This window comes from Actinoallomurus oryzae (genome assembly GCF_039541955.1).
Taxonomy (GTDB): Bacteria; Actinomycetota; Actinomycetes; order Streptosporangiales; family Streptosporangiaceae; genus Actinoallomurus; species Actinoallomurus oryzae.
Genome location: NZ_BAABHF010000025.1, coordinates 154895 through 167275, shown reverse-complemented (window position 1 = coordinate 167275; position 12381 = coordinate 154895). Strand labels below are relative to the sequence as shown.

10 protein-coding genes are annotated in these 12381 nt (G+C 73.4%); 5 read left to right on the top strand and 5 right to left on the bottom strand.

The window, feature by feature from the left end:
* Window positions 1-18: 18 nt before the first annotated feature.
* The 4 genes from ABEA10_RS24415 (at window position 19) to ABEA10_RS24400 (ending at window position 4095) form a co-directional block, all read left to right on the top strand.
* The gene (locus ABEA10_RS24415) at window positions 19-915 is read left to right on the top strand and encodes a hypothetical protein (protein WP_345467751.1); all 897 of its coding nucleotides are present in this window, start codon (window positions 19-21) and stop codon (window positions 913-915) included.
* Window positions 916-973: 58 nt separating this feature from the next.
* Window positions 974-1744 carry a GNAT family N-acetyltransferase gene (locus ABEA10_RS24410; protein WP_345467749.1) on the top strand — a complete coding sequence of 257 codons (771 nt, stop codon included), beginning with the start codon at window positions 974-976 and terminating at the stop codon, window positions 1742-1744.
* Window positions 1745-1834: 90 nt separating this feature from the next.
* A complete protein-coding gene (locus tag ABEA10_RS24405) occupies window positions 1835-2446 on the top strand; it encodes an acyl-CoA-like ligand-binding transcription factor (protein ID WP_345467747.1) in 612 nt (203 codons plus the stop codon).
* A 149-nt stretch (window positions 2447-2595) separates the two neighbouring features.
* Window positions 2596-4095, top strand: coding sequence for an FAD-dependent monooxygenase (locus ABEA10_RS24400; RefSeq protein WP_345467745.1), 1500 nt, complete (start codon window positions 2596-2598; stop codon window positions 4093-4095).
* A gap of 75 nt (window positions 4096-4170) precedes the next feature.
* On the opposite strand, the gene cutA is transcribed toward ABEA10_RS24400, so the two are convergent.
* The 5 genes from cutA to ABEA10_RS24375 all read right to left on the bottom strand — a co-directional run bounded on the left by cutA (window position 4171) and on the right by ABEA10_RS24375 (window position 11211).
* The gene (gene cutA / locus ABEA10_RS24395; RefSeq protein WP_345467743.1) at window positions 4171-6573 is read right to left on the bottom strand and encodes an aerobic carbon-monoxide dehydrogenase large subunit; all 2403 of its coding nucleotides are present in this window, start codon (window positions 6571-6573) and stop codon (window positions 4171-4173) included.
* Window positions 6573-7058, bottom strand: a complete 486-nt coding sequence (locus ABEA10_RS24390) for a (2Fe-2S)-binding protein (RefSeq protein ID WP_329258165.1) — start codon at window positions 7056-7058, stop codon at window positions 6573-6575. Before ABEA10_RS24390 ends, cutA begins: the two co-directional genes overlap by 1 nt.
* Window positions 7059-7190: 132 nt before the next feature.
* Window positions 7191-8054, bottom strand: a complete 864-nt coding sequence (locus ABEA10_RS24385; protein WP_345467740.1) for an FAD binding domain-containing protein — start codon at window positions 8052-8054, stop codon at window positions 7191-7193.
* Between the two features lie 7 nt (window positions 8055-8061).
* Entirely contained in the window at window positions 8062-9462 is a 1401-nt protein-coding gene (locus tag ABEA10_RS24380) for a uracil-xanthine permease family protein (RefSeq protein ID WP_345467738.1), read from the bottom strand.
* Window positions 9463-9603: 141 nt separating this feature from the next.
* Entirely contained in the window at window positions 9604-11211 is a 1608-nt protein-coding gene (locus ABEA10_RS24375; RefSeq protein WP_345467737.1) for a PucR family transcriptional regulator, read from the bottom strand.
* 156 nt (window positions 11212-11367) lie between these two features.
* Between ABEA10_RS24375 and ABEA10_RS24370 the strand changes: the two genes are divergently transcribed.
* Window positions 11368-12297, top strand: coding sequence for an oxamate carbamoyltransferase subunit AllH family protein (locus ABEA10_RS24370; RefSeq protein WP_345467735.1), 930 nt, complete (start codon window positions 11368-11370; stop codon window positions 12295-12297).
* Window positions 12298-12381: the final 84 nt, after the last annotated feature.

The window sequence follows — 12381 nt, the reverse complement described above, 5'->3', positions numbered from 1 at the left end:
CCGACCGGGGGCGGTCTCATGGGCTCATTCGCGCGATCGACGAGCGGCGCGGGCATCGCCGTCCTCACCGGAGGCATGGTGATGGCGGCCGTCCCGGCTCCCGCGACGGCCGCGACACGCGTCGTGCGGGTGCCGTGCAGCGCGACCGCGCTCAGCGAGGCGATAACGGCGGCCGACGCTTCGGCGAGCGACCCTCTCAGCCTCGCGCCGCACTGCGTCTACGACATCACGACTCCCGCGACCGCCGCGACGGCGCTGCCGGTCATCACCCGGGACCTCACCCTGCTCGGCGGGCCCGGCACGACGATCCGGCGCGCCCCGGCCGCCTCCGCGCGCTTCCGCCTCTTCGACGTCGCCGCGGGCGCGAGCCTGCGGATGGCCGACGTCTCCGTCCTGAACGGCGCGACGAGCGGTCTCGGCGGCGGCGTCCAGAACGCGGGCCATCTGGTGCTGAGCCAGGTCACCCTGGCGGGGAACACCGCGGCCGACGGCGGCGCGATCGCCAACCTCGCGGGAGGGAGGGCGACGGTGTCGGAGAGTGTCCTCAGGGCGAACACCACCACCGGTGTCGGTGGCGGCGGAATCCTCAACGCGGGCACGGCGACGATCTTCGCCACCGACATCCGGTCCAACACCGCGCCGATCAACGGGGGCGGCGTCAACACCCAGCCGAGCGGCACGACACAGGTCATCCGCACCACGGTCGAACACAACACGTCGGGCAGCCTGGGCGGCGGCCTGTCGAACCTGGGGAACACCATGCTGAACCGCACGGTGGTGCGGCTCAACCGGGGGTCGGCCGGTGGCGGGCTCGCGACCGCGAACACCAACGTGCTCATCAGCCGTTCGCTCGTGCGGGACAACACCCCCGGCAACTGCTCGCCGCGGGACACCATCGCGGGCTGCACCGGCTGATCGGACGCCGCGCGTAATCCCGATGCCGGTCCGGTGGCGCGGACGCCATACTGCGCGGGTGAGACGCTGGCGACAGGTATCCGAACTCGGACCCGGTGGTGTGTGCGGGCGGTGCCGGGGGCCGCTGCGGTCCTACACCTACCGCTCCCACCCCCACGGCTCACGGCTCTACGAACGCTGTGTGTCCTACTCCTGGTGTTCACCGTGCCGCCGCTACGCGGGGCAGATGGTGCACGTCCCGAAGGACGAGCTGCTGCCCGACCCGCTGGGCGACCTGCCGGCCGACGAGCGCGACGCCATCCGCCGGAGCTCGCGCCTGGTCCCGTACGTCGACCGCGTGCTGACCCGCACCGGGGCGGCACCGCGTCCGCGCTGGGTGATCGCGCGAGAGCCGGTCGAGGCGACGAGTCTGCTGCGCGACTACTTCACCGACGTGGCGTCGCGCTACTACGGCCGGCCGGCGACCGAGGCGGAGGTCGACGCCGCGCTGGCCGAGGATCCGAGCGACGACCTGGTGTGCTTCCTCGTCGGCCGGTACGACGGGGCGCCCTCCGGTTGCGTGGGCCTGCGGCTGCTCGGTCCCGGCGTCACCGAGCTGACCCGGTTGTTCGTCCATCCGCGGGCCCGGCGGGCCGGCGGAGGCCACGCGCTGCTCGCCGCCGCCGAAGACGCGGCGCTCGACGACCTGCGGGCGCACACGATGCGGCTCGACACCCGGCACGACCTGGTCGAGGCGCGCGCCCTGTACGCGGCGCACGGCTACGTGGAGATCCCCGCCTACTCGCACGGCCCCTACGCCGAGCACTGGTTCGAGAAGCGCCTCGGCTGAGGTGGCAGGCTCCGCGTGACGTGCCCGGCGGCTTGAATTTGCGGGCCCCGCAATATTGCGGGCCCCGCACTTTACGGCTACGGTAGCGGCATGACCACCTCACGCGCACCCGGCCACCGGGAGCGCAAGAAGCAGCAGACCCGTGAGGCTCTCAGCTGGGCCGCGCTGCGCCTCGCGGTCGAGCGCGGCCTCGGTGACGTCCTGGTCGAGGACATCGCCGCCGAGGCCGGCGTCTCCCCGCGCACCTTCAACAACTACTTCTCCAGCAAGGCCGAGGCCATCGTCTGGCGGCAGCTCGACCGCCTGCACCGCGTGACCGACCTGCTCCGCGAACGCCCGCCGGCCGAGCCGCTCTGGGAGGCCGTCACCCACGCGGCCACGACCACCTTCGACCACGGCGAATCCCTGCCCGACCAGCAGTGGACCACGGGCGTGCGCCTCATGCTCGGCGAGAGCGAGCTGCAGGCCGAGCTGATCAGAGGCGGCGCGGCGGTCGAGCGCGAAGTCGCCGCCGTGATCGCCGAACGCACCGGCACCGACGCCGGCCGCGACCTGTACCCGCTGCTCGCCGCCGCGGCCATCGGCGCCGCGATCCGATCCGCCACCGAGCAGTGGCTGCGCACCGACCCTCCGGTGCCGCTGCCCACGCTGCTGCGCGACGCCCTCGACGCACTGGCGGCCGGCCTGCCCGCGCCCGAGTAGTCCCCCTGCCCACCAGCGGCCCGCGCGCGGGGCCGCCATCTCACCCTGCCCACGACCGGCCTCCGCGCGGGGCCGCCATCTCGCCTTACCCACGACCGGCCTCCGCGCGAGGCCGCCATCTCACCCTGCCCACATCACGGGAGAACTCCATGACCTATGACGTTGTGATCATCGGCGGTGGGCCCAACGGCCTGCTGCTCTCCTGCGAGCTCGCGCTCGCCGGCGTACGCTCCCTCGTGCTCGAACGGCTGGCCGAGCGCGCCACCATGCCCAAGGCCAACGGGCTGGTAGGCCGCGTCGTCCAGGCGCTGGACCGCCGTGGCCTGTACGAGCGGCTGAGCGGTAACGACGGCCCGCCGGTCGCCGTGCCGGGCTTCCAGTTCGGCGCTCTGCCTCTGGAGCTGTACCGCCTGGAGGACAACCCGATGTTCATCCTGCCGATCCCCCAGCGGCGGCTGGAAGAACTCCTCGAAGAGCGTGCACGCGAACTGGGAGTGGAGATCCGGCGGGGGCACGAGCTGACCATGCTGCGCCAGAGCGCCGACGAGGTCACCGCCGAGATCGCGGGTCCCGAAGGCGGTTACGCGCTGACCGCGCGGTTCCTCGTAGCCGCCGACGGCGGGCACAGCACGGTGCGCAAGCGGCTCGGCATCGGCTTCCCCGGCATCACCGACCGCGGCTTCACGAGCCGCACCGGGCAGGTCGCCATCGATCCTCCGGTCGCGGTGCGGGGCACCGGTGAGCTGGACGTGCCCGGCCTGGGCCGGCTGCGCCCCGCCACGTTCACCCGCACCGAGCACGGCATGTTCGCGTACGGCATGTTCCAGCCGGGCGTCTACCGGGTCAGCGCGGTCGAGTGGTCGCCCTCGCCGCTGGAGGACAGCACGTCGATGCCGCTGGACGAACTCCGCGACGCCGTACACCGGGTGCTCGGCGCCGACGTCCCGATGCGCGCGCCGGACGGCGTGCACCCGGCGCTCCGCCGGTCCACCGGCGCGAACTCCCGGCAGGCCGAGCGGTACCGGGAAGGGCGGGTGTTCCTCGTCGGCGACGCCGCCCACGTGCACTCCGGCATCGGCGGCCCCGGCCTGAACCTCGGCATGCAGGACGTGCTCAACCTCGGCTGGAAGCTCGCCGCCGCGGTACACGGCTGGGCGCCGGAGGGCCTGCTCGACACGTACGAGAGCGAGCGACACCCCGTCGGCGAGCGCGTCATCATGCACACCCGCGCCCAGATGGCACTGACCTCACCCGGCGCGGGCGTCACGGCGCTGCGCGCGCTGTTCGGCGAGTTGCTCACCGATGCGAGCGCCGTTCGGCGCGTCGCCGAGCTGATGGCGGGCGCCGACGTCCGCTACGGCGACGGGCACGCGCACCCCATGACCGGCCGCTGGATGCCGGACCTGACCGTGAACACCGGGTCCGGACCCACGCGGGTCGCCACGCTGCTGCACGCGGCCCGCCCGGTGCTCCTCACCCGCACGAGCGGCGCCGCGAAGGCCTGGTCCGACCGGGTCGAGGAGGTCACGACGCCGGACGCCCCGGCCGAGGCGGTCCTCATCCGCCCCGACGGCCATGTGGCATGGGCCGGCGAGGACACCGACGGACTGGAGGAGGCCCTGCACACCTGGTTCGGCACGCCCGCGTGAGGGAGGACCCGCGCGGACGGCACCCGCGCGGGTCCGCCGGAGCACGGACGATGGCCGGCTTCCGGCTCTCCCGGCTCACGACGACGCGGCGGTGCGGGCGCGGTTGGTGCGTTCGACCGTGCCCGCGGCGGCGCCCTCGCGCAGGTGGTACAGCTCGGACGGCGAGATCGGCATCCGGGTGATCCGGATGCCCTCCGCGTCCTCGATCGCGGCGGCGATGACCGCCGAGCCGGGAATGACTCCCGCCTCCCCCGCGCCCTTGACGCCGAGCGGGTTCAGCGGCGAGGCCGTCTCCATGTGGCCGGTCTCGATCCGCGGGACCTCGGTCGCGTACGGCATGAGGAAGTCCATGAACGACGCGTTGAGCAGCTGCCCCTCGGCGTCGTAGACCATCCGCTCGTACAGCGCGCCGCCGACGCCCTGCGCCACTCCCCCGTGGATCTGGCCCTCGACGATCCGGGGGTTGATGAGCCGGCCGCAGTCGTGCAGCACGGCGTACCGCAGGATGCGGATCTCGGCGGTGTCCGGGTCGGTCTCCACGATCGCGGCGTGCATGCCGTAGGCGAACGTCGAGCGCGGCGGCGAGTAGTAGTCCCTGCCCTCCAGACCCGGCTCGCCGGTCAGCGGCGGGTCCTCCATCGAGCCGCCGACGGCGAACTGCGTCGCCTGCTGCGCCGCCTCGTCGAAGGCGTACCGCAGCGGGTTGGACAGCACCGCGACCGTGCGCAGCGGGATCGACGCCGCCGCGTCGCCCTTGACCCGCACGACGCCGTCGACGATCTCCAGGTCGCGCGGGTCGGCCTCCAGCGCCTCGCCGGCGATGCGCAGGGCCTTCTCACGCACCTTGCGGGCGGCCAGGGCGATGGCGTTGCCGCTCATCACGGCCGCGCGCGAGGCGAACGTGCCGACCGCGTACCCGAAGCGCCGGGTGTCGCCCGTCGTCACGATCACGTCTTCGATCGGCACGCCCAGCTCGGCCGCGGCGACCTGCGCGAACACGGTCTGGTGCCCCTGGCCCTGCGAGGTCAGGCCGGTGGAGACGTGCACCCGCCCGCTGGAGTCGACCTCGACGTGGCCGCCCTCGTACGGGCCGACGCCGGTGCCCTCGACGTAGCAGGCGAGCCCGATGCCGACGCGCCGGCCCTCCCGCTCGGCCGCGGCGCGGAACGCCGCGAAGTCGTCCCAGCCGATCAGCTCCTTGACGCGCCGCAGCATCTCCGGGTAGTCGCCGGAGTCGTAGATCAACGGCCGGCCGTCCTGGAAGATCAGGCCCTGGTCGTAGGGGAACTCCTCGGGCCGGATCAGGTTGACCTCGCGGACCGCCGCCCGGTCGAGGCCGAGTTCGTCGGCGATCCGGTCCATCGTGCGCTCCATGCAGAACGCGCCCTGCGGGCGGCCCGCGCCGCGGTACGGCGTGACGATGACCGTGTTGGTGTAGAGGCTGGTGAACTCCACCCGGTACGCGCCGGGCTTGTACGGCCCGAGCAGCTGCGTCGAGGTGATGATCGGCACGATGATGCCGTACGGGGTGTAGGCGCCGTGGTCGTGCTGGATCCGTACGTCCAGGCCGAGGAGCCGGCCCTCGTCGTCGAAGCCGACCCGGACGTGCTGCACCTGGGCCCGCTCGTGCGCGGCGGAGACGAAGTGCTCGCGCCGGTCCTCGGTCCACTTGACCTCCCGGCCGAGCAGCCGCGCCGCCCACGGCACGAGGACCTCTTCCGGCCACGGATGGACGATCTTGACGCCGAAGCCGCCGCCCACGTCCGGCGCGATGACCTCCACCTTGTTCGCGGGCAGGCCGAGCTTGGCGGCGATCGCCATGCGCACGCTCGTGGAGGTCTGCGTGGAGGAGTACACCCGCAGGGACCCGTCGTCGGCGTCCCACCGGGCGTAGACGCCGCGCCCCTCCAGCGGCATCGACGCGCTGCGCTCGATGTCGAGCCGGAACTCCAGCACGTGCGGCGCGGCGCCGATCGCGGCCGGCGCGTCACCGGTCTCCTGCACGAGGTGCGCGCCGACGTTGCCGGGCACGTCGTCGTGGACGCTGTTCGCGGCGTTCGCGGCGTTTTCTATGCCGACGACCGGCGGCAGCGGCTCGTACGTCACCCGGATCCGCTCGGCGGCGTCCTCGGCCAGGTAACGGTCGCGTGCGACCACCATGACGACCGCCTCGCCGACGTGCCGTACGACGTCGCGCGCCAGCGGGTAGGCGGTGCGGCCGTGGGTCAGCGCCGGGTGCGGGATCAGCAGCGGCAGCGGCTCCCCGACGCGTCCGGGCAGGTCCTCCCAGGTGTAGATCGCGACCAGGCCGTCGACGTCGAGGGCGTCGTTGACGTCGATGCCGGTGATCCGCGCGTGCGCGTGCGGCGACCGGACGAACGCCGCGGCGAGCGCGTCCCGCCCGAGGTCGTCGAGGTAGCGTCCCTGGCCGGTGACCAGGCGCGGGTCCTCCCGGCGGGCGATCGGCTCGCCGAACATCACCGGTCCGCCCCCTCTTCGGCGATCAGGTCGGCGGCGCGATGCACCGCCTTGACGATGTTCTGGTAGCCCGTGCACCGGCACAGGTTGCCCGAGACGCCCTCGAGCACCTCCTCCTCGCTCGGCCGCGGGTTGTCCCGCAGGAGCGCGGTGACCGTGCACAGGAACCCCGGCGTGCAGAAGCCGCACTGCAGGCCGTGGCATTCGGTGAAGGCCCGCTGCACCGGCGACATGCCGCCGCCCGCGCCGAGGCCCTCCACCGTGGTGATCTCGTGCCCGGCCGCGGTGACGGCGAACATCAGGCACGAGCGGACCGGCTCACCGTCGAACAGCACCGTGCAGCAGCCGCAGACGCCGTGCTCGCAGCCCACGTGGGTGCCGGTCAGGCCGAGGTCGTGGCGGAGGAAGTCCGACAGCAGCCGCCGCGGCTCCGCCGACGCCGTCCGCGGCACCCCGTTCACGTTAAGGCTGATCTCCCTGGTCATGAGTCCTCCTGCGTCGGGGAGGGTGACCACAGGGGCGCGCCTTCGGTTCCCTCGCTCCGCTCGGTCATGGGCCCTCCTGCGTCGGAGAGGGTGACCACAGGGGCGCGTCCCTGATTCCCTCGCTTCGCTCGGTCATAGGGCCTCCTGGGCGGCGGCGCGCAGGGTGCGCTCGGTGAGGACGCCCGCGAGGTGGCGGCGGTAGTCCGCGCTCGCGTGGATGTCCTCGTCGGTGTCGAGGTGCTCCCGCGCGTACGCGGCGGCGGTGGCCCAGTCGCAGGTGACCGGCGGCCGGTGGCCGAGCGGTTCGGTCAGGTCCAGGAAGAGCGGGGTGGCCGCCACGCTGAGGTAGGCCACTCTGGCCGCGGTCACTCGCTGGTCCTCGTCCAGCGTGACCAGCGCGGCGGCGCCGGCCACGGCGTAGTCGCCGTGCCGCCGCGCCACCTCCGCGAACGCGGTGCCGCTCCGGACGGGCGGCGCCGGGAAGAACGCCGCCGTGGCCAGTTCGCCCGGCCGCAGCGACGACTCGAGCGGCCCGGCGAAGAACTCCGCGGCCGGGATCGTCCGCCGTCCACCGGCCGACAGCGCTTCGACGGTGCCTCCCAGCAGCACGAGGACGGCGGGCAGTTCGGCGGCCGGGTCGGCGTGCGCGAGGCTGCCGACGACGGTGCCGCGGTTGCGGATGACGGGATGGGCGACGTGCCGCAGCGCCGCGCGCAGCAGCGGGAGTACGCCGGCCGCCTCCTCCGACCGTTCGACGCGCGCGTGCCGGGCGAGCGCCCCGGCCCGTACCCCCTCCGCGGTGACCTCCAGGGTGTCCAGCGCGGTGACGCGGTTGATGTCGACGAGGTGGGCCGGGGCGGCCAGCCGCATGTTGAGCAGCGGGATCAGGCTCTGCCCGCCGGCCAGGACCTTCGCGTCCTCCCCCGTACGGGCGAGGACGTCCAGGGCCTCCTCCAGCGTCTCCGGAGCGTGGTGGTCGAACGGGGGCGGCTTCACGGGAGGCTCACTCCGCTCCCTCCGCGGCCGGCCGGGCGGGCGTGTCCGTGACGCCGTCGCGCTCGCCCGGCGCGATGACGCCGCCGCCCGCGTCGCGCGGCGAGCGCGGAGCGGCGGACAGGAGGTGGTAGCCGACCAGGACCGCGATGGTGCCGAGCGCGATGCCCTGGAGCGGGAAGTCCTTGGTGATCTTGAGCGTGACGTCGCCCACGGCGAGAATGATGCCCGCCGCGACGGGCACGAGGTTGACCGGATCGCCGAAGTCCACCCGGTTCTCGATCCAGATTTTGGCTCCGAGCAGACCGATCATGCCGTACAGCACGACGGTGATGCCGCCGAGGACACCGCCCGGGGTCGCCGCCACGAGCGCGCCGAACTTCGGGCACAGGCCGAACAGGATGGCCACGATCGCGGCCACGTAGTAGGCGGCGGTCGAGTAGATCCGCGTGGCGGCCATGACGCCGATGTTCTCGGCGTACGTGGTCGTCGGCGAGCCGCCGACGGCGCTCGCCAGGAACGTCCCCACGCCGTCGGCGGCCAGCGCGCGGCCAAGGTAGGGGTCCAGGTTGGTCTCGGTCATCGCGGCGACCGCCTTGACGTGCCCGGTGTTCTCGGCGATCAGCGCGATGACCGCGGGCAGCGCGACCAGGATGGCCGAGGTCTTGAAGCCGGGCCCGTGCAGGTGCGGGAGGCCGAACCAGTCGGCCGCCCGCACGCCGTCGAAGTTCACCCTGTAATGAGTGCCCATCTTTCCGGCGCCGTCCACCGCGGTGATCTGGCCGGCGAGCCGGTCGAGGACCCACGACAGCACGTACCCGAAGATCAGGCCGAGCAGGATGGCGATGCGGGACCAGAAGCCGCGCAGCACCACCGCGCAGAACACCACGAACGCGAGCGTCGCGAGCGCGACCCACTGGTCCTGCGGCCAGTAGACGTTCGCGACGACCGGCGCGAGGTTGAAGCCGATCAGCATGACGACCGCGCCGGTGACGACCGGCGGGAAGATCCGGTGGATGACCTCGGCACCCAGGAAGTGGATGATGACGCCGACCGCGGCGAGCACGAGGCCGGCGACCAGGATCGCGCCGGTGACGTCGGCGGTCGAGCCGCCCGCCCCGCGAATGGAGGCGACCGCGCCGACGAACGACGCGCTGGTGCCCAGGTAGCTCGGCACCTTCCCGTTCACGATCAGCAGGAACAGGATCGTCATGATGCCCGACATCATGATCGCCAGGTTGGGGTCCAGGCCCATCACGACCGGGAAGACGAACGTCGCGCCGAACATCGCCACGACGTGCTGGGCGCCGATGCCGATGGTGCGGTCCCACGAGAGCCGCTCGCCGGGCGCGACCACCTCGCCCGGCCCGAGCCCGCGGCCGTCACCGTGCAGTTTCCATCCGATCGCCATGGCGGCCCTCCAGGATGCAGTTGCGGGCACGCTAGAACCGTGTCTCCTCGCGGACATCGTCGAGAACTGCCAAACCGGGACATCGGGGGTTGTGACCAGGGCGGGTTTCATGATCCCCGGTCGCGGGGTAGACCGCCGGCCTCAGATACCCCGCATGCGCAGTACGTGGAGCGCGAGGGTCAGGTTGAGGCGGAGGTGTGCGTCCTCGGTGAACGGCCCGAGGAGCCGTTCGAGCTTGCCGATCCGGTAGCGCAACGTGTTGTAGTGGAAGTGCAGCCGCCGCGCGGTCTCGGCCACGTTGAGGTTCGTCTCCAGCAGCACCTGAAGCGTGCGCCGCAGGTCGACGGCCTCCGGGTCGCCGTCGCCGGCGAGCTCGCCGAGGGTCTCCTCGACGAAGGCGTGCAGCTCGGCGGTGTCGCCCACCAGGCTCAGCAGCCGGAAGACGCCGAGCTGGTCGAAGTGCGCGACCGCGCCGTCGCCGTGGAGCTGGCGGCCCACGCGCACGGCCTTCACCGCCTGATCGTAGGCGGCCGGCAGCTCGCCCGGCACCGCGGCCGTACGGCTGACGCCGACCGAGAACGTCCGGCCTGCGTCACCGAACACGGCGGCGGCGTCCCGGGCGAGCGTCGTGACGTCGCAGGCGTCCACGCCGAGGACGGCGACGACCTCGTGGCTGAAACCGGCCACGGCGCCCTTGCGGTCGCGGCGGCGCACGGCCGAGGTCAGCGCCGAGGTCAGCCGGTCCTGGAGCATCCGCTCGTCCGTCACGCCCGCCGGACCGCGGTCCAGCTCGGCCACGACCACCATGACCGGGCGGCCGAGGTCCCAGCCGAAGCTCGCGCTGTGCGCGACGACGTGCTCGTCACCGCCGCCCGGCCGGCCGGTGAGCACGTCGCGCAGGAAGTCGGCGCGGTACTTGCTCTCCACCGCGGAGACGGCCTGCTGTTTGGTGATGACCAGCGCGGCGACCGTGGCGGCGCGTTCCAGCATGCCGACCTCGGGCGCCGTCTCACCGACCGCCGTCATCCGGCCGTAGGTGTAGCCGCCGGCCACGACCGGCACCACCGTACGGTCGCCGTGCGCTCCGTACTCCCCGGACCCGGGGCCGCCCTCGCGCAGCGCCGCCAGGTAACGCTCGTCACCGGAGGCGACCAGCTCGTGTCCGTCGCCGTCGATGACCGCGACGGCCGCGCCGAGCAGCGTGGCGACCTCGTCGGTGATCTCCTGCAGCCCGCCGCCGCACAGCACGATCTGCACCAGCGCGCGGTGCACCTCCTCGGTGCGCGCGAGGATCGCGGCCTGCCGGTTGAGGATGTCGGTCAGCACCTGGTTGAGCACGTCGTCGAAGCCGACGTCATTCGCGAGCAGGATCAGCGGGAAGCCCAGCCGGTCGGCCTGCTCCAGCATCTCGTCCGGAAGGCCGTCGAGGTAGCGGCCGAGCTTGATCGCGATCGCCGCGAGGCCGCGCTCGTCGAGGTCGGCGACCAGGTGGCCGAGCGACTGCGGCGTGTTGCGCAGCGGGTATCCCGTCGTGAGGAGCAGCTCGTGCGGCTTCACCCAGCCGAGGATGTCCGGCACCTCCATCACGTTGAGGCGCTGCACCACCCGGCCGAGCCCGCTCTCACCGGCGATCACGCGTGCCCCGGAGAGCGCGGGAACGCCGAGCACCTCGCCGACGGACAGCCCGTACGTGAGGGTTCCGGTGCTCGCGAGACGCAGTGTGGGAGGGAGGGGCTCGGTGAAGGACATGGGTGCCCGATCTGCCGCAGTTGACCACCTATGCGCGAACAACCATGACAACAGACACGAACGATGGCAACCATCCTTGGCAGAATTCTCCATACGGCCGGGACCGGGCCCGGTCTACGTTCGCCACGAGCGAGCCCATCACGGGGAGGCGATCTGGTGACGGTGTCCACCGCCCGGCGCAGGTCCGGCACGCGCGGCTCCCCCACGGCGACGGTGCCCACGCTCGCCGGCGCCGCCAGCCTGGGCGTCCGCTCCGCGCTCGGCGGACCCCGTCGCCACGGCCGGGTCATCGCGGTCTTCCCCTCCGCCGTCTACCTGCGGGTCGACCGGTCCCCCGAGCCCGCGGTGATCGCGCTGACCGCCTCCGACGCCGTACGCCCGCCGAACGCGGTCGTCCTGGCCGTCCCCACCCGGCACGAGCCGTTCCGCGCGGTGCGCGAGGGCGACGAGGCGTGCGCCGGCGACGGCTGCGTGCTGGTCGGCGGGCGGCTGCGCGCACGGGTGCGCCGCTGGTGGGACCCCACACCCGTGCTCGGACCGCTGTCGCTGGCCCGCCTCTCACACGGCGAGCGCGCGCTCGGCACGGTCACCGGACCGTGGGGCCTGTCCGGCCACGAGACGCCGAAGAGCCTCGCGGAGGCGTGCCTCGCCGGCGACCTCGCCCACGCCGTCGACGCCGCCGAGCGCATCGTCGGCCTCGGCCCGGGCCTGACCCCCAGCGGCGACGACGCCCTCGCCGGCCTGCTGCTGTCGCTGCGCCTGCTCGGCGGCGCGGTGCCCGGCGGCGGGCGCGCGGTGTGGCTCGCCGACTGGCTCGGCGCCGCCGTCACCGCCCACGCCGGCGAGCGTACGACGTCGCTCGCCGCGACCCTGCTGCACTGCGCCGCCCGCGGCCAGGCGAGTTTCGAGGCGGCGGCCGTCCTGCGCGGCATCGCCGGCCAGGACCCGCTCGTCCCCGCCGCGCGGCGGCTCATCGCCACCGGTCACACGTCCGGCGCCGACCTGGCGTGGGGACTGCTGCTCGGCTGCCGCGCCGCGCTGGCGCTGAGCGCCGCCGCCCGGCCCGCGCCCGGCGAGGGCCCGTGACCGAGCGGAGCGAGGGAACGAAAAGACACGGCGCCCTGGCCGCGGAGCCGACGTGACCGGCCGGAGCGAGGGAATGAGAGAGAA

Bases quoted from the DNA above. Each gene is read 5' to 3' on its own strand.
- ABEA10_RS24380 (WP_345467738.1), bottom strand. From the start codon at position 9,462: ATGGCGATCGGATGGAAACTGCACGGTGACGGCCGCGGGCTCGGGCCG.
- ABEA10_RS24400 (WP_345467745.1), top strand. From the start codon at position 2,596: ATGACCTATGACGTTGTGATCATCGGCGGTGGGCCCAACGGCCTGCTG.
- ABEA10_RS24405 (WP_345467747.1), top strand. From the start codon at position 1,835: ATGACCACCTCACGCGCACCCGGCCACCGGGAGCGCAAGAAGCAGCAG.
- ABEA10_RS24375 (WP_345467737.1), bottom strand. From the start codon at position 11,211: ATGTCCTTCACCGAGCCCCTCCCTCCCACACTGCGTCTCGCGAGCACC.
- cutA (WP_345467743.1), bottom strand. From the start codon at position 6,573: ATGTTCGGCGAGCCGATCGCCCGCCGGGAGGACCCGCGCCTGGTCACC.
- ABEA10_RS24390 (WP_329258165.1), bottom strand. From the start codon at position 7,058: ATGACCAGGGAGATCAGCCTTAACGTGAACGGGGTGCCGCGGACGGCG.
- ABEA10_RS24415 (WP_345467751.1), top strand. From the start codon at position 19: ATGGGCTCATTCGCGCGATCGACGAGCGGCGCGGGCATCGCCGTCCTC.